Consider the following 23,595-nt stretch of genomic DNA (forward strand, 5'->3'; position numbering starts at 1 on the left):
ACGAGAGACGGCGTCTGGACACAGATCCCTGGCGAGTTGGCGACGCATAATCATGGTCTCGTTCGGTGAACACCAGCTATGATCGACTCGCTCGGCGGCGAGGGGACGGACCGAATGGAGGGGTTGAGCGACGGGTTATTCGCAATCGTGCTCACCTTACTCGTGTTGCAGTTCGAGGTGCCGGACGTCTCCGCAGGTGAATTGCCAGGAGCGATCGCAGATCAGGAGACGTTGTTGTTCAGTTACCTGTTGAGCTATCTGGTGGTCGGCGTCTACTGGATCGTCCACCACAATCTCTTTCGAAATATCGTCGACCACGATCGGATACTGCTGTGGCTGAACCTCCTGTTCTTGCTCTCGATATCGTTTCTGCCGTATCCGACGGAGATCATGGGCCTGTACGGAACGCAGTTTGCCTGGGTGCTGTATGCGACCAACATCATTCTGGTCGGGACGTTTCTGACGTTCGTCTGGAGCTACGCCGCACGGTCGGGCTTCGTTGCGGACGAGATCGACGACTGGACAGCGCGGTTGGTGACGGTTCGCGGGCTGATCGCCCCCGCCGTCTTCGTGCTCTCGGTCGGTGTCGCGCTCGTCGACCTTTCGCTCGCGTTCTTCGTTCCGATACTGATTGCCCCGTTGCAGTGGCTCTGGGTGCGGTACTATCGAGTCAACCGGTCCGATTGAGCGACCAGTTCGTGCGTCGACTAGTTCGTCCGCCAACCGATTCTCTGCGTAGACACTCCCGCTAAAACGAACGTGTGACAATTGCTAAGTAACCACATGGCCTTGGAGTAGCTATGTGGCCATGGTCCTCCCGATCCCCGTCGGCGACGGTCACGTGTCTCGCCTGTGGCGATGGCATCTCACGGTCTGCTGCTCGAGAGTACGACAAGTACGGCAACCAGTGGGACCGCCGCGATAAGGAGTTCGAACATCTCTGTCCGACCTGTCACAACGAACTCTGCCATCAGCCACGCGACGAACTCGAGGACATCCTCGTCGAACTCCACGCCGGCGAGGAAGAGACCGAGACATTTCTGGCGAGCTATCTCGCGACAGTGGAGGACCGGTACGGGCGCGTCGAGGAAGAATCCTGACTGCTGCGTTGCGGTCCCCGAACTCACCGGAACTGATCCAGTCCAGACTGCTGGCGGCGATGTCCGCTGGGTGACGCTCGCCAGGCGGTCCGTCGGTCCCGTTCCCCGTCGAGGTCGACCTCGGGGGCGGCCGCCGACTCGTAGCCCGGGCAGTCGGGGCCGCAGTCTGCGTTCGCATCGACGAAGTCGCCCGCCCACGCGCAGTAGGGCAGCGTCGCAGCCGCCTCGTCGGTCGGAACACAGGACGCACAGCCCGGAAAGTCGTACGTTCGCCAGCCCTTGCCGTAGGCTCGTTCGGCGAGTCGGCGGCGTGCTCGGGCTTTTTCGGCGGCGGAAACGGGTTCGATTTCGGTCCGGCCGGGTTCGAATGCGAGCGGTTCGATGCCAGGGCCGGCGGTCGGCAACGGCGTCGGTTCGCGGACGACCTCGATTTCGACGCCGACTCCAGCCTCGGTCTCAACCTTGCCCGAACTCTCACGTTCCGGTGCTGACGGATCGCCTCCGCTACGGTCACGGTCCCGATGCACCCGCCAGACGCCGACCGGATCAGGAAGTCGATGCAGGTGCGCCCGCGACACGTAGCTCTCCGTCGCCAGGATGACTTCGTCGACCAGCGCCAGGCTCACGTCAGTCCGAAGTTGCATCTCGAGGTCGCCGGGCCGACCGAGGTCGGGTTTGTTTTCGATGGCGACGATGCGGTCGTACCAGTCAGGGTACCGCGCAACCTGCCGCACGTACTCGCGGCCGTTGCGCCGCTCGGACTCGAAAAAGCCGATCTCGCAGGCCCGTTCCATCGCTCGCCGGGCGTGGTTCGGATGGCAGTCGAAGGCGTCCTTCCAGTAGCGCGATCGCCCTGGACCGACAGCAGATTCGATAGCGGCGTCCGGAATCTCCGCGTCCGTAATCGCTGTTCGCGCGTCGAACTCGAGTCCCGGTTCGACACAGACGATATCGAGGATTCGACCGCCGGGATCGGCGACGCTTCCGCCGATCTGGCGAGCAACGAGCGGGTTGGAGTCCGCTATCGGCGGAGTGGAGGATCGCTCGAGGTGCGCACAGAGCGCGAGTTCGAACGCGAATTCGGACACAGTCAAGCAAGGCGCGCGACCGAGAAAAGCGATCGGATTCGCAGGTGTTGCAGTCGGTCAGAAAGCCGGTGGTGGTACACTCAAGCGACCCTCGTGACGACTCGCCGTCTGACCCGTCTCACGACGAGTACGCTCGCAACGAACGAGAGGAGCCCACCGAGGAACACGGCGGCACCGATCACAACGGGGTAGCTCCCGACAGCGGTGATGATCGACAGCGTGACCAGCGTTGCTCCAACGAGCAGGAACGACAGCCCGAACGCGACGACAGCGGCCGTGAGGAGACTGTCGTTCGGAAACGGATCGATCGGACGTGGAGCGATTGGTGCGTGAGTCATTGTTCGTTCGAGCAGAGGCACCGCTCGACAGTAAGTGTAATCTGAAAATCATTTCAGTATGGCCGCTTACTGAATTTCGTTTCAGTCGCTGGACGGACTGGTTTCGTGGGTCTCGACTACCGCGAGTTCGTCGTCCATCGTCACACGAAGCTCGTCACCAGCGAGTGGGATCCGAACCTCGAGCCGGGAAGGGTCACGGTCGACGAGGCGCGTGAACTCGTCGGAGACGCACCACGGCAGCGTCCAGTAGGGGCGGTCGTCGAGCGAGACGCCGCGCTCGCGGTGGAAGGTGACGACCTCGGAGTGGTCGAGCAGACGCAGGCCGGCGGCCGAACAGAGCGTGTGGGCACACTGCCGACACTCGTGGTCGACGCGCAGACTGACGCCGAGACAGCAGTCGTCTTCCTCGACGATTCGGGTTTCCATCCGGCCGCTACACTCCGGACAGACGCCGTCGGCGGCCAGACAGTGCAGATGTCGCACTCGCTGATCGAACGCGTCCGCGATTTCGGCTCGCGTCCGGTCGGCCAGGCCGCCTGGTGGAAACGCATACTCGCCGTGGCCCTGACCGCAGGCTCGGCAGTCGATAGCGAGTCGTTCGTCCTCGTACGTCGCCGCCAGTGGGCCGTCGCAGGCGAAACACGCGCCCGTAACGTCGAACGGTTCGATCGACGGGTGTTCGTTGAACGAGCCTGCGATCACCGACCGAACCACCTTCTCACCGGCGTGTTTGAACACGTATCCATCCCCCTGTTGGGTGACGAAATGGCCCACCAACTTCTGGAGGTGATAGTTGAACTGCGCCGAATCGCGCATCCCGACCTCACGGCGCAGTTCCGAGAACGATACCGGCGACTCCTCGGCAGCCCACAGCGCCTCGAGGATCGACAGTCGTACCTCGTTCCCGACCAACGCGAACGCGTCGGCGGGGTCGAGACAGTCGGTGCACTCGAGTACCCCCTGGTCGCGTCGGTCGGACTCGTGATCGGAGGCGTTGTCGGATGCGTGCTCGCGGTTGCGATCGGACTCCGAGTCACGGTCGATCGCACTGTTTGACTTGCTCATGGTGAGGCATACGCCGACAGGGACCAAAGTGGTTCGCTCAAACGGTTTTTTGTAACTCGTCGGATGTGTTCTCGAGTTGTCGGGCCAGACGATCACACAGTTTCGGGCAGTGGTGGGGTCGAATCGTTCGCGTGACGTGCAGAAACGAGCGAGTTCGACAACACGACTCTCGAACCGATCGGACGCGGAGACTGCCAGACGGACGGAACGGTCCCAACAGCACAGGCGCCTGCAGAACAGTAGGTTTATCAATCGCACAAGGGAAGGCCTACCTAAGATTACTCATCGTCTTATGGCAGGAACTCAACAACCGGAGGTGAACATCGGACTCGTCGGCCACGTCGACCACGGCAAGACGACGCTGGTGCAGGCGCTCAGTGGGTCGTGGACGGACCAGCACTCGGAGGAGATGAAGCGCGGAATCTCCATCCGGCTGGGCTATGCGGACGCGACGTTCCGCGAGTGTCCCGATCTGGAGGAACCCGAGCGCTACACGGTCAAAGAAGAGTGTGAAGACGGCTCGGAGAGCGAACCGCTTCGAACCGTCTCGTTCGTCGACGCACCGGGCCACGAGACGCTGATGGCGACGATGCTCTCCGGCGCGTCGCTGATGGACGGCGCCGTGCTGGTCGTCAGCGCGAACGAACCCGTCCCACAGCCCCAGACCGAAGAGCACCTGATGGCGCTCGACATTATCGGGATCGAAAACATCGTCATCGCCCAGAACAAGGTCGACCTCGTCGACGGTGACCAGGCACGACGAAACTACGAGGAAATCCAGGAGTTCGTCGAGGGTACCGTCGCCGAAGACGCACCCGTCGTCCCCGTCTCCGCCGGCCAGGAGGTCAACCTCGACCTGCTGATCCAGGCGATCGAGGAAGAGATTCCAACGCCCGATCGCGATCCCGAGGCCGACGCCCGGATGCACGTCGCCCGCAGTTTCGACATCAACAAGCCGGGAACCAGCGCTGCTGATCTCACCGGCGGCGTCCTCGGCGGCAGTCTCGTTGAGGGTGAACTGGAATCCGGTGACGAGATCGAGATCAAACCGGGCCGAGAGGTCGAAGAGGGCGGCCAGACCGAATACGTCCCGATCGAGACGACGATCCGCTCGCTGCAGGCGGGTGGCGAGACCGTCGACACCGTCACGCCGGGCGGACTCCTCGGCGTCGGAACGGGACTCGACCCGGCACTGACGAAGGGTGACGCCCTCGCCGGACGCATCGCGGGTCCACCGGGGTCGCTGCCGCCAACCTGGCAGCAGTTCACGATGGACGTCGACCTGCTAGAGCGCGTCGTCGGTACCGACGGCGGCGAGGTCGACGATATCAGTACCGGTGAGCCGCTGATGATGACCGTCGGCACGGCCACCACCGTCGGTGCAGTGACGAGCGCACGCGAGGGCGAGTGTGAGGTCAACCTCAAGCGACCCGTCACCGCCGAGCCAGGCGCGAAGATCGCGATCAACCGCCGCATCGGCGCTCGCTGGCGGCTGATTGGTCTCGGAACGCTACAGGAGTAGCCGATACGAGAAACACGACACACGATGAGCACCCGGGTCGCCCTCGATACGAGCGCGCTGATGATGCCAGTCGAACTCGACGTGCGGCTGTTCGACGAACTCGAGCGACTCCTCGATTCGTTCGAACCGACGGCACCGCAGGCCGTCATCGAAGAACTGCGCCGCCTCTCCGAGAAGGGTGGACGCGAAGGCACCGCCGCAAACGTCGGTCACGATCTGGCAACCGAACGCTGTCTCGTCGTCGATACCGAGGCATCCTACGCCGACGACGCACTCGTCGAACTCGCCCGCGAGGGCACCGTCGACTACGTCGTCACCAACGACCGGCCGCTGCGCGACCGGGTACTCGAGGAGCACAGACCGGTAATTGCATTACGCGGGAGAAACAAGTTAGCGATCACTCAACCATAAGATGTACAAACGGGTTAGATTGAAGGATACAGTGGAGGTACCGCCGGAGGAGCTCGGCGACGTGTCGCCGACGCTCGTCAAGCGACTGCTACAGGACAAACTCGAGGGACGCATGGACGAGGAGGTCGGAAGCATCGTCTCCGTCACCAAGGTACGCGATATCGGTGACGGAACGGTGTTGCCGAATCGGCCAGGCGTCTACTACGAGGCCGATTTCGACGCCGTCACGTTCGACCCACAGATGCAGGAGGTCGTCGACGGCACCGTCGTCGAGGTCGTCGAGTTCGGCGCGTTCGTCGGCATCGGCCCCGTCGACGGACTGCTCCACGTCTCCCAGATCAGCAACGAGTATCTGGCGTTCGACGCCGAGAACCAGCAACTCGCCTCGAACGAGTCCAACCGCACGCTGGGTGTCGGCGATTCGATCCGCGCCCGCATCGTCACCAAGAGCATCGACGAGCGCAACCCGCGCGACTCGAAAATCGGGCTCACGGCGAAACAGCCCGGTCTCGGCAAGCACGATTGGCTCAAGAACGAACACGAGCAACAAGAAGCAACCGCAGGTGAATAACGATGGCAGCCGACCGCCTCGTCTGTCGTGAGTGTCACCGGGTCAACGACCCGGACAGCGAAACCTGTGATGCCTGTAACTCCTCGTCGCTGACCGAGGACTGGGCGGGCTACGTCGTTATCGCCCACCCCGAAGACAGCGAAATTGCAACCGAGATGCAGGTCACCGAACCCGGCGCATACGCGCTCAAGGTCCGGTAATCAGTCGATCGCTGTGACACCTGACGACACCAGTACGGGCGACGCAGACCGCAAGCGCGCTCAGAGCGACGACGCCCCCAACCGCGACTACGACCAGCTACTGGTTCTGCCCGACGACCTCCGCCACGAACTCAAGGAGCCGATGGGCCCAATCGAAACGGACGCCGAACGGCTACTCGAGTCCGTCGACGGCCCGCTCATCGCTGTCGGTGACGTCGTCACCTACCATCTGCTGCAGGCCGGCCGCGTCCCCGACGTAGCGTTCGTCGACGAGCGAACCAAGCGCGACGCTGTCGACGAGGAGATCCGGGACACCGTCGCGACGGAGCCGACCCACGAGGCCGTCAACCCGCCGGCCGAGCTCTCCGGCGACGTGATCCGCGCGCTCCGTGAGGGACTCGACGACGAGGAGCCGGCGACGGTGCTGGTCGACGGCGAGGAGGATCTGGTCGCCGTCCCGGCAATCGCCGCCGCGCCCGAGGGTGCGAGCGTGGTCTACGGCCAGCCCGACGAGGGGATGGTCCACGTGCGCGTAACGAGCGAGCACCGCGCTGAGATGCGCGACCTACTCGAGCGCTTCGACGGTGATGTCGAGCGGCTCTGGGCGTTGCTGTTACTCGACCCGGATAGCTAACCCGATTTTCTGACGGCAAACGAAGTCTTTCGAACCGCCTATTCCGATTCGACGACGGTGTGCTCGAGTACCCCGATCCCCTCGATCTCGAGTGCTACCGTATCGCCGTCCTCGAGCCACTGGCGGAGTTCGAGGCCACAGCCCTCGCCGACGGTGCCGCTACCGATGACGTCGCCGGGGTGGAGCGTCTCGGATTGTGAGACGTGTTCGATGATGTCGGCAAACGAGTGGTACATCTCGTCGACGGTGCCCTCCGACCAGACCTCGCCGTTGACGCGGGCGGTCATCGGGGCCTCGAGCACGTCGATATCGTCGGCGGGGACGAGGTAGGGGCCGAGCCCGTTCGCGAAGTCTTTCCCCTTCGCGGGGCCGAGTCGGGCCTCCATCTCCTCGCCCTGCGTGTCCCGGGCGCTAAAATCGTTGAAAACCGTGTAGCCCGCGATGTACTCCTCGGCTTCCTCGGCAGGGATATCCCGCCCGCGCGTGCCGATCACGGCGGCGATCTCGAGTTCGTAGTCCATAATCCGCGAGTAGTCGGGCCACTGGATGGTCTCGCCCGGCTGGACCACGCTGTCCGGATTGCCCTTGTAGTAGACCGGGAGCTCGTACCAGACGTCGGCGATCTCGCCGTCCATACTATTTTCGACGTGCTCTTCGATCGCCATGAAATCGCGCAGCGAGTTCGGCCGCGGCAGCGGCGCGAGCAGATCGTACTCCACGGGTTCGTACTCGATCTTCGCACCGGCGGGGCCGCGTTCGGCACTCGTCTCGGCGGCGTACTCGAGTGCCTCCCGAGCGTCCGCAATCGCGCGCTCGCCGCGTTCGAGGAAGGCGATCATCTCGGGTGGGACGTGGGCGTGTGCGAGGTCTGCAGGGGCGGGTTCGCCCTCGGACTCGAGTGCGGCACCGTAGGCGGCGGTGAGGTCGACGAGGGTGGCTTCGCCGGCTGCGTCGCTATCTGATTCACTCGCCTCGGCGACGGCACCGATGCGCTCGATGGGACCGACGGGAGTGTCGACTTCGAAGGTGGCGAGTTTCATGCGTCCCTCCTCTCGGGGTCGTCCTCAAAAAGCGCAACGGGGCGCACCCAGCCCGCGCTGCCGTTCTCGATCGTGATGGGGAACGCCACGAGCGGAATCTCCGTCCGCCGCGGGAGGGCGTCGAGGTTCGCCATCTTCTCGATCTGGCAGTACTCGACCTCCCGGCCCGCGAGGTGGGCGGGCCAGAGTTCGGCCTCGTCGCCGGTCTCCGCGTAGCGCTCGGCCATCGCCGTGAACGGCTTGTCGAAACCGTAGGCGTCCGTGCCGATCACGCGGACGCCCTGCTCGACGAGGAATTTCGTCCCCTCGGCGCTCATCCCGGGGAATTCCGTGAGGTACTCGGGGCTCCCCCAGTACTCGTCCGCACCAGTCTGGATGAGGACGATTTCGCCCGGCGAGAGCTCGTGGTTCAGGTCCGCGAGTTCGCTCTCAATGTCCGCGACGGAAATCTCGCTGCCCGCCTCCTTCCACCGGAAGTCGAGAACGACCGCGTGACCGCGACACCACTCGAGTGGCACCTCCTCGATCGTCTTCGCCGGCTTCCCGTTAACCTCGGGGCCGTAGTGTGAGGGCGCGTCAAAGTGTGTACCGGCGTGAGGGATCACGTTGAGTTCCTCCCAGGCCAGCCCCTGTTGGTCTGGAAAGTCCTCTGCTTCGATATCGTACCCCTGTTCACGGAGCGTCGCGGCAAGTCGCTCGGCACCCGCCTCGTGATCGAAGGCGTCGATCCGGGGCGGCGTCGGTTCGCTCGGAACGCCGTCCTCGAGGCCGATACTGAGGTCGATCAGCGCCCCGCCGGTGGCCGTGATCGCATCGTGCATACGGTGGGAGACTGTCCCAGGTCACATAGTATCCGGTGGTGCCCTCAGATATCCGTTCCAGAGTAATGATTAGAATACTACTATGTGCCAAGGGCTGCGCCAACGGCGAGAAACTCGCCCATCGTGCGTCAGGCCCGACTGCAGTCACTCGCAGAGGCAGTCCTGCGTCCGAGTTAACTGAACAGTCTCGTCGTGAAGTTGCACTGCGAGGTCGTGAAGCGTCCGTGCCCGGTACTCGCCGGCGACGCCGGTTCGATAATAGGACTCCGACCGGTTCTCGATCCAGAGTGCTTCGAGCCGATCAGCGACGCCTCTCGAGAAGAGCCCCGCCCTCACACCCAGGTCGTACACTTCGGTGTGGCGCTGACCGGCGACATCGTATCCCTTCTCCTCGACGTAGAACTGGATCGACCGCTCGATGGCGACAAAGGAACTCTCGATGATAACCGTGTAATGGCCGTTCCGTGCAAGCAGAAAGCTGGCAGCGTCGAGGAGCCGGCACGCCTTCCGCAACTGTAGAACGGCCGGGTCGGTGACGTACTCGAGTCCAACCTCCGGCTGCTCGGGCTTTCGCTGGAACGCATCTTCTGCGTCTGCGAGTGCTGCTTCGAGGTCCGTCGACGTCATCCGTCCACCCCGAAGACATCACGCTTCACCCGTCGGAGCGTCTCGCTCTCGACGAGGGGAATCCCCTCCTGCAGAATAGGACGCAAATCATCGCCGCGCTTGCGGGCGCTCTCGGGTGATTCGACGAAAACCTCGAACTCGTATCGATCACCGTCGATCGGTTCGGCTTCCAGATCGCGGACGACGTCCGAGACGGTCCGTCGCGCAGAAACCGGGTCTTCGTTTTCGCCAACGAGGACAAAAACGTCGATATCGCTTGCGCGGTCAGCCTCGCCGCGCGCTACGCTACCGAAACAGAGGACTCCCACGATTGACGGCACGTTGCCATCTACTCGCTCGACGAATCGTCTGAGCGGAGCGCGAAATTCTGTTTGCGGAATTTCGAGAAGCGGGTCGTCGGCGTCTCGGAGCCGACGTTCGTCGATGCGGTAGAGGGTCCGATTCCCGGCGTCGCGCCTCACGATGAGCCCCATCGCCTCGAGGAGCGCAAGCGCCTTCGAGACGCTGGGACCGCCGTATCCGGTCAATCGCTGAAGCTCCCGGTTCGAGAACTCCTCGGTCGGGTTGCGGGCGAGTATCTCGAGTGCCTCATCCATTGCCGCGTACCGAAAGACCTGCTCGTCCGGGAGCGGCAATCGTACTTCGACGTCCATTCGTTATATTCTGTGTAACGTATTATGCCACATATGACTATCGTCTACTAGTCGGTGTGACAATCTGTTTGACCTCGAGATGGCAATGGAGAACGCACCCGACTGACCAAATCGAGACGTTCGACAGGATATTTACCGACCGCCGTGAACGTGACGGACATGTACGATTTCGTCGTGGTGGGCGTCGGCCCCGCCGGCGCGCGGTTCTCCCGACGGGCCGCCGAGAAGGGCTTCGACGTGCTCGCACTCGAGAAGGGCACCGTCGGCACGCCCCTGGCCTGTTCGGGACACGTCAGCACTGACATCTGGGAGTTCACCGGCCCGGGTGCGCGCGAGGAGCTCTTCCAGAACGAGATTTACGGTGCGCGATTTCACGTCGGCGGGCCGAACAGCGACGAGTATCCCTTCTACAAGCGCGAGGTGGCCTCGAACGTCATCGACCGCGTCGGCTTGGATCGCCACCTCGCCGACCTCGCCCGAGAGGCCGGCGCGGACGTTCGCGAGGAACACACCGTCACAGATGTCCGCGAACACCACGACCGCGTCGAGGTCGACGTGAGCGGCCCCGACGGCCCCGTTACGTTCGAGGCGAAGATGGTCGCCGGCTGCGACGGCCCGCGCTCTCGCGTCCGCGGCGAACTTGGATTACCGGAGCCCGACGAGTTGCTCCACGGGGTACTCGCGTTTTCGGACGAGGCGGACGACCAGGACTTCGTCGACGTCCACCTCACCGCGCCGACGTTCTTCGCGTGGCGCATCCCGCGGGGTGACGCTGGCGTCGAGTACGGCCTCGCCGCGCCGCCGGGTGTGCAGGTTACGAAGCACTTCGAGGAACTGATCGACGGCTACGAGATCGACGTCTCACACCGCTGCTCGGGTGCGATTCCGATCGGCCCGCCGGACCGCGTGACGAGTCGCCGTGGCTTCCTCCTCGGCGACGCGGCTGCCCAGACCAAACCGTTCACTGGCGGCGGCATCCTCTACGGGATGACGAGCGCCGACCACGCGGCCCGGGAGATTGATCCCGACCGGCCGACGACGCTCGCCGCCTACGAGCGCGCCTGGCGCAACGATATCGAGCGCGATCAGGAACTCGGTCACTGGCTCCGCCGAGCGTACTCACTTCCCGAACCGGTCCAGCACCTCGGCCTCGGCGCGCTCTCGGGCGAAATCGGTGTCCACATGGACCGGCCAACATCGCTGGTGTCTGCGAAACACCTCAAGACGGTCTTCTCCTGGCGCTGAGCCAGCGTTCCGGCGTCGATCGGCCCGTCGGTTGTGGATCGTCGGTTGTGGACCGTAGGTCGTGAATGTCCGTTTTCCCGCTCAACTCCCAGTTTGTGCGCTCTGAACCGTTCCAGTCAGGACGACTCTGTCGAAGCCTGGTTCTTCCGGGGAGCAGGCGCTTCCGACGTTCCGATACCGACCAGGTCCATCGCAATCGTGCCGACTCCAACGTGAACCACGACGAACGCGACCGCCGGCCCAACCGTGGGGACGAACGCGGTACCCGCTGCAGCGACGACCGCGAGGGGGAGAGCGACCGGTAAGGCGTCAGTCACGAGGCGACCGACGCGAGGAATCCCAGCGCGCTTCCCACGACTAGGGCGACGACGTAGAGTGCGAGGAGTGGAATCGACGCCCAGCCAATGAGCGGCAGCGCGGCCATGTAGACGATTGCAACGGCGAGGACGATGCTAAGTAGACCGTGGAAGAGCGCAAAGCCCGGTCGTGCGAGTGCGAGGTCGGTCAGTGACTGCGTTGCGTCGGGCGCAAACGCGACCAATCCGCCGCCGACGAGTAGCGTCACGAGCGCGGGCCGGCTGTTCGCAGAGAAGAGCGAGGAGAAGACCGTCTCTGCGCCGACCTGTGCGGCGTCCGGCCCCTGTTGTGCGAGCCCCGGTGTCGTGGCGGCGACTGCACCGGTGATGGCGACGACAGCGACTGCGACGCCGGCTGCGAGACGCGAGGAGGGCGACTGCATACTGCGACAGTGCGACCGAACGGTATTAAATGTCTGTTTCGTTGGTACGTTCGAGCGGTTGCAGTTCGTCCTTCAGCGTTGTAGTTTGAACCCCGTGCCGACCCGCAGACAGAACGACCGCGAGCGGCAACCGAGACCGTAAACGACAGACCGAAGGGAGCAGTCCCGAAACCAGCAGTCGATGGCAGGGCGATACGCCGGCGTTGTCGCGTTCGTTGCGAGCGTGCTCGAACGCCTCGGAATCATTAGCGCCGAGCGCTTTCGCCCGACGATGGACCTCGCGTGGCCCCGCATCGTCACCGGCTTCGCGATCATGTCGAAGCAGACGGCCGACCTGGCGATGGTCGGGTTGGCCGTCGGCGTCACCGGTACCGCGGGGATGGCCTACGCGCTCGCGTACTGGGAACTCGTGACGATGCTCGGCCTCGGACTCGCGGGCGGCACCGTTTCGCTCGTCTCCCAGAACTACGGCGGTGAAGAAACCGAGCGCGCCTCGCTCGTCGTCACGCAGAGCCTCCTGCTCACCGTCGTCTTCGCGCTGCCGATCATGGCCGTCTTTCTCCTCGCCGCCGCGCCCCTGATCGGACTGCTCGGCTCGAACCCTGAGGCTATCGGCCACGGCAGCACCTATCTCATCTTCGTCGCGCCCGCCGTCCTGTTCGAACTCTGTAACCTGATCGCCAGCCGAACCTACACCGGCGTCGGGGACACGTTCACCGAGATGGTCGCCCGCGCCGGCGGCGCGGTCCTCAACATCCTCCTGAGCGGCCTGCTGATCTTCGGGTTCGGTCTCGGTGTCGCGGGCGCGGCGATTGGGACCAGCCTCTCGACCGGTTTCGTGACGCTCGTGCTCGCCTGGGGCATGACCGGCCGCTCGTACGGCCGACTCGGCATGGAGCCGAGTCCCGTTCCGATCAGCCTGCGCGGACCGTGGTTCGACCTCGGCGTCGTCCGCGAACTCATCGAAATCTCGACGCCCGAAATTGGCCGTCGACTTGCCGGCGGTGCAGTCGTCTTTCCGCTCCTCTGGATCGCCGGTACCTTCGGCCCCGTCATCGTCACCGCACTCGAGGTCGGCCGCCGCGTTCGGAGTCTGATCAACAGCGTGAACTGGGGGCTTTCGTTGGCTGCGAGCTCGCTTGTCGGCCAGCACCTCGGTGCGGGTGACGAGGACGAGGCGGGTGCCTACGGCGCGTCGATCATTCGGCTCTCTACCGTGCTCTACGTCGCGATTGCGGTGCTCGTGATCGTGTTTGCAGAGCCGATCGCGAGCGTGTTCGTCGACGATGCGGGTGCAATCGAGGCTGCGGCGGTGTTCGTCGCCGTCGGCGCGGTGAGTTCGATCGGCTTCGGGATCGACGGCGCGGCGGCGGGCGCGCTGCTCGGTGCGGGCGACACCCGCCTGCCGTTCGTCGCCTCGCTGGTCGGCCGCTACGTCTTCGCGCTGCCAGTCGCACTGCTCGGCGTCGTTACGCCGCTCGACGTCGTGGCACTCTACCTCGCGCTGTTGCTCGAGACGTTCGTCCCGGGCGGGATCAACTACGCGCTGTTCAGGCGCGGGCGCTGGAAGGCAGTGAGCCGACGGTATCGGCCGTCGTCCTCGTCGGATCTCGATACATAGGAATATGGTGTCCGACGACGAGAGCTCTCGTCAGTCGGCGGCTCTCGGGACGATTGCTCCGTTTCCGCGGAACAGGTTTGCCGGGTCGTACGTCGACTTTACGTCCACGAGCCGGTCGTAGTTCTCTCCATAGAGCATGTTTCCGGGATCCTCGTTCAGTCCCGGGAAGTTCCCATAGCGGCCCGAGGCGACTGGCAGATCCTGCACGTCGCCGATTCCTTCGCGGGCCCAGGTCACGTTCGCATCGTCGTCCGCTGGGTCCTCCCAGTTCGCCTCGAACGTGACCATGTACGGTTTGTCCCGGTGCCAGAACGCGGTTTCGTCCTGTGGTACGTCGCCAACTGCACCGTCGAGGTGCCAGATGTCGACCGTCGAGAGCGCCGACGGCGCGGACTCGTTACACTGCAGAACGGCGTCCACGAGGTCGTCGGTAAGCGCCGTGACGTAGATCGACTTCCAGTAGTACCGGAACCCATCCGGGTAGTCTTCGTCGAGCATCGACTGCAGATCGGTGAACGCCATCGGCCCGCTAAAGTCGGCGACCGGCGTCAGACCCGTCCGAAGCGACTCGAAAACGTGGTCGGCGTCCGCACGGTCGCCGCGAGAGGAGCCGAGGAGCGCGACTGCCGGTTCACCCCACGCAGATTCGGGGAACTCCTCGAGTTCGGGGACGTGCGCGGCGACCATGAGGACGCCCGCATCTCGCGGTGCGGTCTCGACCCACTCGCGGTAGCGATCCATCGCCGTTGCCGCGTCGTCATCGATGTACCAGATGAAGAGCGCGTCTACGTCGGGACCGACCTCGTGGAGCGTGAACTCGAACGACGTGACGACGCCGAACGCGCCGCCGCCACCGCGAAGCGCCCAGAACAGGTCTGCGTTTCGATCGGCGCTCGCCGTTCGAGCCTCGCCGTCCGCCGTGACGACGTCGACGCTGACCAGATTGTCCAGAGCCAACCCGTACTGGCGGCTGAGGTGGCCGTAGCCGCCGTTGAGCGTCAGCCCGGCAACGCCGGTCTCCGAAACGGCACCGAGTGCCGTCGCGAGACCGAACAGTTGCGTCTCGCGGTCGACGTCACCGAGGGTTGCCCCGCCTTCGACGCGAACCGTTTCCGCCTCACGATCGACCCGGACGCCGCGCATATTCGAGAGGTCGACGACGAGGCCGCCGTCCGTGACGGCCGTGCCCGCGACATTGTGGCCGCCACCCCGAACGACGACGGGCAACTCGTGCTCGCGAGCGAAATCCACCGCCGCGACGACGTCAGCGACGCCGGCACACTGGGCGATAATCGCGGGATACCTGTCGATCATGCCGTTCCAGATTCGCCTCGCCTCGTCGTACATCTCGTCGGACGGCAACCAAACGTCGCCCGAAAAATCAGCCGTGAACGATTCGACGGCGTTGCGCGAGAGACGAGCGAGCGATTCCTCACCCGGAGACTTGCCAGTCATTGACATGAATAAACGTACGCTGCCGAACGAGATAACCGAGTCGCCGTTCTCGCGCGTACCGGAATGTCTCGGTGGTTGACGGTGGTCTCTGTACTGACGAGAGGCTTATTCCGTCCCCACGATACCACAGGTGATCGAAACTGGTTCGACCAATTCCGCACCGTCGACCGCGTCTGGCGTCAACAGGAGCACCGTGTCGTCCGGTAGTTCCTCCTCGACACGTACCGTTCGGCCGAGGGCGTCCTCGAGTTCATCCGGCGACGCGTCCGCCGCGAGATCGGTCGGCGGCTGGGGGAGAACGAACACGAGGTCGGCGGGTCGGTCGTGATCAGTTTCGGCCATCTCGAGAAGGTCGGCGAGCGCGTCAGTGTCGAGGGACTCGAGTGATCGGATAGTCACGCGTTCGGTGTCAGAACCAGGGGCGTCGGCCGACTGGGTACGAACGCGGTCTGCGAGTTCGGCGAAGTCAGTGCTCTCGAAGGTCATGTGCGTGGCTCCAGTGGCGTCTTCCGTAAGCGTGTGCCCGGCCAGTTCTGGTCTGTCCTGACGAGACGACCGAGTGTGAGCCGCTCCAGCGGCAAAAACAGAGACAGTTACGAGTAGTCCGGCAACCGGTCCGACACGTCCGAGCCCTCGACGAACGGCAGTTCCGTCCGCGTCGCCGGTACCTCCTCACCGTCGACTCGAACCGTGAACGACTCGCCGTCGTGATCGTACTCGAGTAGCGCCAGCGCGATGGGCGTCTCGAGGAGTGGGCTCAGTCCGGCACGGGAGATTTCGCCGACGGAGGCGTCGCCGTCGAAGACGGCTGCGCCGGGGTCGGGGACGAGTTCGGCGGTGTCTGCGTCAGCGTGGGGTTCGGGTTCTGCCTCGGCGTCAGTTTCGGACCCAGCATCCGCATCGATCGTCAACCCAACCAGCCGCCGACTCGGCTGCCCCCGGTTCTCGACCCGTGAAACGACCTCCTGGCCGACATAACACCCCTTCTCGAAATCGAGCGCTGTTGTGAGACCGAGCACGTTCGGCACGGTGCCCTCGAGTTCGGTCTCGAACAGCGCCGACCCGGACTCGAGTGCGAGGCTGTCGCGCGTCCGGTAGCCGAAGGGGGCGGCGTTGAGTCCCTGGTTGAGGAGGACGTCGTACACCGCTTCGGCGTCGTCGATTCCGCAGATGACCTCGTACGTCTCCTCGCCGGTCAGCGCGTCGGTTCGGATGACGGAGACGCCCGCGTCGCCCATCGTTCCGCGGACGAAACTGTAGCGCTCGTCGGGCGATGCCGCGCCGTTGAGTACGGACGCGACCTTCTCCGTGGCCTGCGGGCCGTGGATGCCGAAGATGGCGAATTCGTCGGTCGCAACGTCGATCTCGACGTCCTGGATGAACACCTTCTCGGACCAGTCGGCTGCCAGTTCCTCGGCCTCGCCCGGCGGTGTGAACAGCAGGATCCGCTCGCCCGCGTTGTAGATGTAGAGTTCGACTTCGATGCGACCCTGCGGGCCGAGCACCAGCGCGTAACAGCCCTGTCCGTCGGTGTCGGGAACGTGGTTCGAGACCACGTTGTCGACGTAGTCCCGTCGGTCCTCACCCGTGACCGTGATCACGCCGTAGGCCAGTTCGATGAGCCCGACACCGTTGCGGACCGCGCGGTGGGTGCGCTCCGGCCGGCCGTAGTGCTCGACGATGGTTCGGCCGCCGCGCTCGCCGAACGTCGCACCGTGGTCCTCGTGAATGGACGAGATAACGCTCATGACGCTGTGGAGGGGCCAGGGACCCACAGGCGTTTCGATTCGATGATTCGATGATTCGATGGGAGCGCAGTGTCGGGAGTCAGAAGGGGAATCGCTCGCGGAGCCACTCGCCGATCGACTGCTCGTCGTCCTCTTCGGTGGGATTATCCGGAATCACGCGCTCGTCGGGTTTGATCAGCGTCTCGCTGCCGTCCGTTTCGACGACGATGAGCCGATCCGCTTTCAGCGTCGAGAGGGCCTCCTCGAGATCGTCAATCTCGGCTTCAACCGCGGCCCGGAGCTCGAGGACGGACATCCCGTCGTCGGCGCGGTCGACGAGTTCATCGAGAACCGCTACCTGGGTCCGTTCCCGGTTCCGATACTCCGGCTTTGCTTTCATCGATATGTCTCTTCGACGACCCGGGATTTGACGTTTGTCGTTCGCGAACCGGCCGTCGGTGGGTGGTAGTCGATGGTCGGTTACAGTCACCGATAGCTGAGAACCGGCCGACGACCAATATTCGGCGGTCGGCTGTCGGCAGTCGGCAGTCGGCGGTCGGCGGTCAGTGGCAAACCAGTCTCCGATCGTCTCACTATCGGCTGCAGACGATCCCGAGAGTGACGTTCCCGTGTGAGTGAGCGTCCACGCTCGAACACAATCCGCGAAGACCCCAGACAGCACACATGACACAGGTCAGAACAGTCCAGGCGGTACGTTTTTTATGGCCTGGCTCGGTACGATGGGACAATGGTCCTGCGATGTTCGCTGCTCGGACACGACTACGGGGAATCCGACGTCGAACGCGAGCGCGAAGAACGGGGCAGTGAAGTCGTCGTCACCGTACAGGAGTACGAAGAGTGTGTCCGCTGCGGTGACAGACACGTCATCAGTGAGAACACTGAGGTGACGAGTCTCTCGGCCGTCTCGGCGACCCAGACTGAGTCGGACACCGTCACGGACGCAACCGCACCCGACTCCGAGACGACTTCGACACCAGACCCCGACCCGTCCCACGACGAGGTATCGACACCCCCCACCGACGAACCGACCCACGCTACGGCCGACTCGAGTACAACCGAGATCGACGAGGCGGATGGCGTCACCGACGATGGCATGATTATCGACGGCGAGCCGGACGCGGCGGCCGTCGAATCCGGGACCGAACCGGAATATGGTGACGGCGATGTGGGTGGCGATAGCGGTGATGGTGGTAGTGAGTATAGTGAACCCGGTGAGCACGGAGAGCGCGGAGAACACCGAGAACACCGTAACCACAGCGAACACAGCGACGAGTTCGACATCCCAACCGACGAAGACGGCAATCCCGTCACCGACGACGGCGAAATACTCGAGGACGAGCCGGCAACCGACCACGCGGATCGCGAGAGCGACCGCGAACACGGCGAGTGGCCGGACTCCGACGATGTCGGCCCACCAGTCGACGACGCGGAAGGCGAACACGACGGGTGGCCCGACGCCGGCGAGCAAGCCGACGACGACGCAGTCGTTCTCGAGCACGACTCGACGGCGTACGAAGACGAGTCTGCGGTCGACGCCAGAACGGCGACCGTCGATTCGGCCGAGCACACCCAGTTCGACGGGATGGCAGAACCGGACGACGAACAGCAACAGCCCACGGCTGCTGCTGGCGAGTCAGCTCCGAACTGGGCGTCCGGCTCCGATGCCAGTGCGAACTCGAGTAGCAGTGTGGATGCGGGAGCCGAGACCGCCTCCGAATCGGAGACAGCAGGGGCCGGGAGCGGTATCGAGCGTGTTAGTGACGCTCCGGTTCCGGGTGATGCCGACCATCCGGGCGATGACGTGCCGAGCGAGTTCTACTGTCCGCGCTGTGAGTTCGTTGCGACTAGCGACCGGGGTTCGCTCCGGGCGGGGGATATCTGTCCCGACTGTCGGAAGGGGTATTTAGGAGAACGGGCTCGACAGTAGTCGATAGTCCGCAGCCAGTCGCAGTCAAGACTGTAGTGCCGTGCCGGTGTCTGTCGATTTCTCTTCGCTCTTTCCGCCTAGCGCAGACGAACACGAGGGTGGTCCATCGGCAATGTTACGGACCTGTTGGGTGCCCATACCGTCGGCTATGAAAAGAGGTAAACACTCCGCCGTGTATCTCCAAGCCATGAAGGAGTACAAGATGCGCCGCGGTGAATATCTCGAGGAGCGAATCCCCGACATGGAGTCGACCGTCGTGGACTACTTCGGTCCGATTACCGAAACGCAGGAGTTCAAGGGCAGCGACCTCTTCGTCATCGGTGAGCCTGACAACCCCGTCTTCGAGAAAATCGTCGTCGGTACCGTCGAATACTCCGGGAAGAAGGACAAACTCGCCGTCGAGTTCCACGAGCGCGACCCAACCGAACTCGAGCCGGACGAACTCGAGGCCGCCGCCGAGGCAGTCGATGCGAAGAACGACTTCCTGCTCGAGGCGACCGGCCGGGACGCCAAGGCTCGCCGCGATTCGCTGAAGCGCTCGGTCGAAGACGACCCGGACCACGACTTCTAACGCCGTTTCTGGCGGCAAACGTTCCGACGAATACGTGGGAAGCCTGCGATGAAACACAGTTCTCTGTTCTGACCGTCTCGAACGAGGAGCGGTCGCTCCGACTGGGAAACCAAGCACCGGGGACACGAGTCGAAAACCGGGCGTCGAGAAGCGAGGTCCGAAATCGCTATTTGGATCACGTCGAAGCAACACACAATGGACATCGCTGCGTTCCTCCTCGCGACCGCGATCGCACACGCCGGCTTCGCAGTCTTCGTTGCCGCACACGCTCGGCTGACAGGCCAACCGGCCGGAAACTGGCCGTACATCACGCTCGCACTCGGCCTGGCGGGACTCGCCGGCTACTTCTTCTACGACGAGAGCGGCGGCTCGATATAACTGGTCGCTCAGTCGTCCGTTGTGACCGACTCCTGGCCGAGTTCCGACGCTGGTCTATCGACCCACGTCCCCTCGGTGAAGTCGATCGCATCCGTCCACTTGCCGACCACCGACGAGACGGCAAGATCGCCGGTGACGTTGTTCGTCGTTGCGAGTCGACCGAGGATCGGATCGACGCCCGCGACGAAGCCGACGATCTCGAGTGGCAGTCCGAGCGCGCTCAGGATGACCGTAAGCATGATCAATCCGGCCCCGGGGACGCCGGCGGTACCGATGCTGATCAGGATTACGGTAAAGAGAACGAGGATCTGCTCGCCGAGACCAAGCGAGATACCGACCAGATTCGCGGCGAAGACGGCCGTCACCGCCTGGCGAATCGCTGCGCCGTCCATGTTGATCGTCGCGCCGAGCGGAAGCCCGAAGCCGTATACCGACTCGTCGATCTTGAGGTTCTTCTCGGCGTTCGTCACCGTCACCGGGAGCGTGCCACTCGAGGAGCGGATGGCAAATGCGGTCACCATGGCGTCCTTCGCGCCGTTCAGAAAGGCGATCGGCGACTGACCGAGGATCCCGATCGTCATCACGCCGAGATAGGTGACGGTCATGTGGATCACGATGCCGATCCCGATGACTGCCACGAGCGAACCGAGCTGGACGATCGCACCGAGTCCCTCGGTACCGATCGAGGCAGCCATCAGCGCGAAGACGCCGATGACGCCGTACTCCATCACGCCCCAGACGATCTTGAACAGCGCCTGCGTGCCGGCCTCGATGAAGGCGAAGAAGCCGTCGATGGCGTCCGTGACCGACTCCTCGGTGGCCGCCTCGCGGACCATCGTCAGCGCGAGGCCGAAGACGATGACGAAGAAGATCGTCGCGAGAATGTCGCCTTCGACCATCGCTGCCAGCGGGTTCTCGGGGACGATGCCGAGGAGCACTTCCGTAACCGTCGGCGGTTCGGCCTCCTGGGCTTCCCCGCCGGTGAACTCAACCGCGCTGCCGGGATCGAATAGGTTCGCGACTGCGAGCCCAATCGCGGCCGCAATCGTCGTGGTGACGATGTAGAGGCCGACGGTCAGGCCGCCCACTTTGCCGAGCCGCGAGGGGGTGAGTTTGCGCATCCCGCCGAGCAGCGTGAAGACGATGATCGGGATGATCAGCATCTCGAGGAGCCGTAAGAAGATATCGCCAAGTGGGCTGAGAACACCGGCCTGTTCGCCGAGAACGGCACCGAGTGCGGAGCCGAGGACGAACGCGGCAGCGATGCGATAGATGATCGGTACGGAGCGATACCGACGCCACGAACGATGTGCCAGTGAGTGAGTCTGCGACTGCGACGTCTCAGTCATCGCCCCCGCTTGGAACGGCACTTATCAACCGGTGGCGGTTCCGGAGAGACTAACCGTCACCTATGACAGGCTAACGGATCTGACGAGTGTGACGGGCGTGAGCACACTGAAACGTCGGTCGAGAAAAGGCCGCGTCGCTCAGGCCAGGAAGACGTGTCGCGGTCGGTCGGCGAGTACGTCGCGACCGAACTCGACGGCCTCCGAGAACTCCTCGCTGCGGAAGAACTGCATGGCATCCTCGCGGGAATCCCAGCGACTGGCGATGAACATGTCGTTCTCGTCCTCGCGGTTCGCGAGCAGGTCAGTTTTGCGGTGGCCGTCCATCTCCGCCAGAATCTCGGCCGCATCGTCGAAGACGCCGACGAAATCACCGCGGTGCTCGGGCTTGACCGTGTAGAACATCCCCATCGTTCCCCAGGAGTCGTCCTCGTCGTCGCCAGCCTGGCGGACGATATCCGGCAGGTCGGCGAGGAAGCCGGCGGCTGTGTTCGCTGCGCGGTCCGTCTCCCAGAGGCTGACGACCGCGGTTTCCGCGTCGGAGTCGTCGGCTTGGGCCTCGTAGACGGCCGTCTTCACGTGGGTATCGTAGTGGTCGAAGTTCGTCCGTAGTCCCTCGACCTCCTCGAACAGTTCGTCGGCGTCGGCCGCGGAGTAGAGCACGACGGCGTGGACGTCCTCGCCGTGGGGCTGGCCCGCGTAGACGCCGAGCTCCTCGAGTTCGCTGCGGACGCTTTCGTCCTCCTCGCTGTCGTCGTCACCGTGGGGTCCGCCGGAGCCGTGAGCATGATCGTGACCGTGACCACCGTCGCTATCGCCGTGGTCGTGGCCGTGATGATGGCTACTCGAGTCGCTGCCGTGGTCGTGACTGTGACTGTGGCCCTGCCCACCCGAGCCGTGATGATTGCCGTGGCTGGACTCCTGGTCCTGCGGAACCTCCTCGCCCGCGAGGAACGCGCCCAGGTTCGCCGGCGGGAACCGCCGCGCCGAGAGGAACCGCCCGAACTCGGCGAACGCCGAACTCGAGGGATCGAAGCGCATCTCGGTGAGCAGTTCCTTCACGTCCGTCGGGTCGTCCGCGAAGAGGGTCACGCCCCACTCGAAGTCGTCCAAGCCGACGCTGCCCGAGATGATCTGGGTTACGCGCCCAGCGTAGTCCCGGCCGATATCGCCGTGACTCGAGAGGTGGTCCGCGCGCTCGTCGAACGGCAGGTCGTACCAGTTGTGCTCCGGGCCGCGGCGCTTGTCCATCGGGTAGAAGCTGGCGAACTCGCTGTCCGGAATCGTCGGCTTCAGGCGGGATTCGATGTAGCGCTTCGTGCCGGTGTCCTCGATCTCGCCGTCCTCCTCGAAGTACTCCTGGGACATGTAGCCCGAAACCTCAGTCACGGAGAGGTAGGAGTCCGCGCGCTCGGTGAACTCGGCGAGCGCGGTCTGTTCGAACCGGCGCTCGAGTGTGTCCAGCTCTGCGAGCGTCGGACGGAGGTGCAAGATGAGGAGGTCTGCCTTGTGGCCGAGCACGGAGAACACTGCAGAGTCGCCCGCGTCGGCGTCCGCGACATCGCTCGCGGCCGAGAGGTAGTCGATGCCCTCCCCGAGCGCCCGCGAGCGGCGGTGCTCGGGAGCGTTGCGCCAGGCGTCCCAGTCGATCGAGCGGAAATCGTGCAGGACGTACCAGCCTTCGTCGGTCTGTGGCGGTTGGCGTCGTTCCATACGCGCGAGTTGGGGCGGCGAAGTCAAGAAGGAACGGGTTTCGCTCGCGCGAGCGGAAGCGGGTGGGGAACGGAAACACGAACGGGGACGGGAACGGGAACGGAAACAGGAGTAGAAACATGAACGGAAGCGGAGCAACTGGCGATCTGAGACAAAACCGTCCGAGAAACCGGCGACCCAACCCGGCGACCGAAACCCTTTACGTACATCCGTTTAAATCTCGCGTCATATGCGGAAAAGTGGACCGCCGAAGGGACTCATCGCCTACCTCGTCCTCGAGTTACTCGAGGAGAAGCCTCGATACGGGTACGAAATTCTCAAAGAAATTCGCGACATCAGCGGCGGTCACTGGGAACCATCGTATGGCTCCGTCTACCCTATCCTCTACAAGTTCGAAGAGAAGGGGTGGGCCGAGCGCATCGAGCGCGAGGACGAACCCGACCGCAAGTACTTCGAACTCACCGAGTCGGGCTACGAGGAACTCGAGGAGCGACGCGAGAGCAGTACGGAGAAGGCGCGCGATTTCGCTGACGTAATCCTCGGCTTCTTCCACGTCTACGCGGCGTTTTCGACGGACGAGCGGTTCGAGATACCAGACGTCGAGGGCGAGTGGCAGTTCAACGAGGACTTCAGCCGCTGGGTCGTCGAGCAGGTGGTTCGCCACCACGAGCACTACTTCGACACGGAGTTCGAGCGTATCGAGGCGACGCCGGAGGAGTTCTACGAGAGTCACGGAATCGAGACGGACGACGAGTAGCGGACGGCAGAGAGCAGACAGCGAG

At 63.9% G+C, this 23,595-nt stretch carries 28 protein-coding genes; 13 read left to right on the forward strand and 15 right to left on the reverse strand.

The genetic code is table 11. The annotated features are described in order from the left end of the window. Positions 1 to 78 precede the first annotated feature (78 nt). Both BBD46_RS05670 and BBD46_RS05675 read left to right on the forward strand, forming a co-directional pair. The gene (locus BBD46_RS05670; protein WP_071400766.1) at positions 79 to 687 is read left to right on the forward strand and encodes a TMEM175 family protein; all 609 of its coding nucleotides are present in this window, start codon (positions 79 to 81) and stop codon (positions 685 to 687) included. A gap of 113 nt (positions 688 to 800) precedes the next feature. Further along, positions 801 to 1,100, forward strand: a complete 300-nt coding sequence (locus BBD46_RS05675; RefSeq protein WP_071400767.1) for a DUF7562 family protein — start codon at positions 801 to 803, stop codon at positions 1,098 to 1,100. Between the two features lie 23 nt (positions 1,101 to 1,123). Here BBD46_RS05675 and BBD46_RS05680 read toward each other — a convergent pair whose 3' ends face one another. From BBD46_RS05680 to BBD46_RS05690, 3 genes are all read right to left on the reverse strand, one after another. Continuing rightward, on the reverse strand, positions 1,124 to 2,188 hold the full coding sequence (locus BBD46_RS05680) for a DUF5787 family protein (RefSeq protein ID WP_071400768.1): 1,065 nt from the start codon (positions 2,186 to 2,188) through the stop codon (positions 1,124 to 1,126). Positions 2,189 to 2,268: 80 nt separating this feature from the next. Then, positions 2,269 to 2,526: a hypothetical protein gene (locus BBD46_RS05685; protein WP_071400769.1), complete on the reverse strand. Its 258-nt coding sequence runs from the start codon at positions 2,524 to 2,526 to the stop codon at positions 2,269 to 2,271. A gap of 81 nt (positions 2,527 to 2,607) precedes the next feature. Further along, positions 2,608 to 3,591, reverse strand: coding sequence for a winged helix-turn-helix domain-containing protein (locus tag BBD46_RS05690; RefSeq protein WP_171908158.1), 984 nt, complete (start codon positions 3,589 to 3,591; stop codon positions 2,608 to 2,610). A 292-nt stretch (positions 3,592 to 3,883) separates the two neighbouring features. Between BBD46_RS05690 and BBD46_RS05695 the strand changes: the two genes are divergently transcribed. The 5 genes from BBD46_RS05695 to BBD46_RS05715 are packed head-to-tail and all read left to right on the forward strand — an operon-like array spanning position 3,884 to position 6,929. Then, a complete protein-coding gene (locus BBD46_RS05695; RefSeq protein WP_071400770.1) occupies positions 3,884 to 5,113 on the forward strand; it encodes a translation initiation factor IF-2 subunit gamma in 1,230 nt (409 codons plus the stop codon). Between the two features lie 24 nt (positions 5,114 to 5,137). Next, positions 5,138 to 5,524, forward strand: coding sequence for a PIN domain-containing protein (locus BBD46_RS05700; RefSeq protein WP_004217295.1), 387 nt, complete (start codon positions 5,138 to 5,140; stop codon positions 5,522 to 5,524). A gap of 1 nt (position 5,525) precedes the next feature. Then, the gene (locus BBD46_RS05705; protein WP_006652682.1) at positions 5,526 to 6,095 is read left to right on the forward strand and encodes a DNA-directed RNA polymerase; all 570 of its coding nucleotides are present in this window, start codon (positions 5,526 to 5,528) and stop codon (positions 6,093 to 6,095) included. Positions 6,096 to 6,097: 2 nt separating this feature from the next. Continuing rightward, positions 6,098 to 6,295 carry a transcription elongation factor subunit Spt4 gene (gene spt4, locus BBD46_RS05710; RefSeq protein WP_071400771.1) on the forward strand — a complete coding sequence of 66 codons (198 nt, stop codon included), beginning with the start codon at positions 6,098 to 6,100 and terminating at the stop codon, positions 6,293 to 6,295. Positions 6,296 to 6,308: 13 nt separating this feature from the next. After that, a complete protein-coding gene (locus BBD46_RS05715; RefSeq protein ID WP_071400772.1) occupies positions 6,309 to 6,929 on the forward strand; it encodes a GTP-dependent dephospho-CoA kinase family protein in 621 nt (206 codons plus the stop codon). Positions 6,930 to 6,967: 38 nt separating this feature from the next. Here BBD46_RS05715 and BBD46_RS05720 read toward each other — a convergent pair whose 3' ends face one another. The 4 genes from BBD46_RS05720 to BBD46_RS05735 all read right to left on the reverse strand — a co-directional run bounded on the left by BBD46_RS05720 (position 6,968) and on the right by BBD46_RS05735 (position 10,070). Then, positions 6,968 to 7,969, reverse strand: a complete 1,002-nt coding sequence (locus BBD46_RS05720) for a fumarylacetoacetate hydrolase family protein (RefSeq protein WP_071400773.1) — start codon at positions 7,967 to 7,969, stop codon at positions 6,968 to 6,970. Continuing rightward, positions 7,966 to 8,790: a cyclase family protein gene (locus BBD46_RS05725; protein WP_071400774.1), complete on the reverse strand. Its 825-nt coding sequence runs from the start codon at positions 8,788 to 8,790 to the stop codon at positions 7,966 to 7,968. Before BBD46_RS05725 ends, BBD46_RS05720 begins: the two co-directional genes overlap by 4 nt. Positions 8,791 to 8,934: 144 nt before the next feature. Beyond that, entirely contained in the window at positions 8,935 to 9,417 is a 483-nt protein-coding gene (locus BBD46_RS05730; protein WP_071400775.1) for a hypothetical protein, read from the reverse strand. Next, a complete protein-coding gene (locus BBD46_RS05735; protein ID WP_071400776.1) occupies positions 9,414 to 10,070 on the reverse strand; it encodes a nucleotidyltransferase domain-containing protein in 657 nt (218 codons plus the stop codon). The genes BBD46_RS05730 and BBD46_RS05735 overlap by 4 nt, the downstream gene beginning before the upstream one ends. 159 nt (positions 10,071 to 10,229) lie before the next feature. Here BBD46_RS05735 and BBD46_RS05740 point away from each other — a divergent pair, with 159 nt between their 5' ends. Then, complete coding sequence (locus tag BBD46_RS05740) at positions 10,230 to 11,315, forward strand: geranylgeranyl reductase family protein (protein ID WP_071400777.1); 1,086 nt, start codon at positions 10,230 to 10,232, stop codon at positions 11,313 to 11,315. Positions 11,316 to 11,431: 116 nt separating this feature from the next. On the opposite strand, the gene BBD46_RS23085 is transcribed toward BBD46_RS05740, so the two are convergent. After that, complete coding sequence (locus BBD46_RS23085) at positions 11,432 to 11,632, reverse strand: hypothetical protein (RefSeq protein ID WP_253184505.1); 201 nt, start codon at positions 11,630 to 11,632, stop codon at positions 11,432 to 11,434. Then, entirely contained in the window at positions 11,629 to 12,054 is a 426-nt protein-coding gene (locus tag BBD46_RS05745) for a hypothetical protein (RefSeq protein ID WP_253184506.1), read from the reverse strand. Before BBD46_RS05745 ends, BBD46_RS23085 begins: the two co-directional genes overlap by 4 nt. Before the next feature lie 181 nt (positions 12,055 to 12,235). Between BBD46_RS05745 and BBD46_RS05750 the strand changes: the two genes are divergently transcribed. Next, positions 12,236 to 13,675, forward strand: a complete 1,440-nt coding sequence (locus BBD46_RS05750) for an MATE family efflux transporter (protein WP_071400778.1) — start codon at positions 12,236 to 12,238, stop codon at positions 13,673 to 13,675. A 30-nt stretch (positions 13,676 to 13,705) separates the two neighbouring features. Here the strand turns inward: BBD46_RS05750 and BBD46_RS05755 are convergent, their stop codons facing one another. The 4 genes from BBD46_RS05755 to BBD46_RS05770 form a co-directional block, all read right to left on the reverse strand. Further along, the gene (locus tag BBD46_RS05755) at positions 13,706 to 15,136 is read right to left on the reverse strand and encodes an FAD-binding oxidoreductase (protein WP_071400779.1); all 1,431 of its coding nucleotides are present in this window, start codon (positions 15,134 to 15,136) and stop codon (positions 13,706 to 13,708) included. A gap of 99 nt (positions 15,137 to 15,235) precedes the next feature. Continuing rightward, complete coding sequence (locus tag BBD46_RS05760; protein ID WP_071400780.1) at positions 15,236 to 15,616, reverse strand: hypothetical protein; 381 nt, start codon at positions 15,614 to 15,616, stop codon at positions 15,236 to 15,238. A gap of 107 nt (positions 15,617 to 15,723) precedes the next feature. Continuing rightward, complete coding sequence (locus tag BBD46_RS05765; protein ID WP_071400781.1) at positions 15,724 to 16,878, reverse strand: aminomethyltransferase family protein; 1,155 nt, start codon at positions 16,876 to 16,878, stop codon at positions 15,724 to 15,726. 79 nt (positions 16,879 to 16,957) lie between these two features. Then, a complete protein-coding gene (locus BBD46_RS05770) occupies positions 16,958 to 17,257 on the reverse strand; it encodes a DUF6432 family protein (RefSeq protein WP_071400782.1) in 300 nt (99 codons plus the stop codon). A 348-nt stretch (positions 17,258 to 17,605) separates the two neighbouring features. Here BBD46_RS05770 and BBD46_RS05775 point away from each other — a divergent pair, with 348 nt between their 5' ends. The 3 genes from BBD46_RS05775 to BBD46_RS05785 all read left to right on the forward strand — a co-directional run bounded on the left by BBD46_RS05775 (position 17,606) and on the right by BBD46_RS05785 (position 19,754). After that, complete coding sequence (locus BBD46_RS05775; protein WP_071400783.1) at positions 17,606 to 18,805, forward strand: DUF7093 family protein; 1,200 nt, start codon at positions 17,606 to 17,608, stop codon at positions 18,803 to 18,805. Positions 18,806 to 18,992: 187 nt separating this feature from the next. Then, entirely contained in the window at positions 18,993 to 19,376 is a 384-nt protein-coding gene (locus BBD46_RS05780; RefSeq protein ID WP_071400784.1) for a DUF5611 family protein, read from the forward strand. 195 nt (positions 19,377 to 19,571) lie between these two features. Beyond that, on the forward strand, positions 19,572 to 19,754 hold the full coding sequence (locus tag BBD46_RS05785) for a hypothetical protein (protein ID WP_071400785.1): 183 nt from the start codon (positions 19,572 to 19,574) through the stop codon (positions 19,752 to 19,754). Between the two features lie 8 nt (positions 19,755 to 19,762). Here the strand turns inward: BBD46_RS05785 and BBD46_RS05790 are convergent, their stop codons facing one another. Both BBD46_RS05790 and BBD46_RS05795 read right to left on the reverse strand, forming a co-directional pair. Further along, on the reverse strand, positions 19,763 to 21,103 hold the full coding sequence (locus BBD46_RS05790) for a dicarboxylate/amino acid:cation symporter (RefSeq protein ID WP_071400786.1): 1,341 nt from the start codon (positions 21,101 to 21,103) through the stop codon (positions 19,763 to 19,765). A 138-nt stretch (positions 21,104 to 21,241) separates the two neighbouring features. Then, on the reverse strand, positions 21,242 to 22,813 hold the full coding sequence (locus BBD46_RS05795) for a heme-binding protein (protein ID WP_071400787.1): 1,572 nt from the start codon (positions 22,811 to 22,813) through the stop codon (positions 21,242 to 21,244). Between the two features lie 229 nt (positions 22,814 to 23,042). Between BBD46_RS05795 and BBD46_RS05800 the strand changes: the two genes are divergently transcribed. Continuing rightward, on the forward strand, positions 23,043 to 23,570 hold the full coding sequence (locus BBD46_RS05800; protein ID WP_071400788.1) for a PadR family transcriptional regulator: 528 nt from the start codon (positions 23,043 to 23,045) through the stop codon (positions 23,568 to 23,570). The last annotated feature ends 25 nt before the right edge of the window (positions 23,571 to 23,595 follow it).

Origin of the sequence: Natrialba sp. SSL1 (assembly GCF_001861355.1) — an archaeon.
Classification (GTDB): Archaea; Halobacteriota; Halobacteria; order Halobacteriales; family Natrialbaceae; genus Natrialba.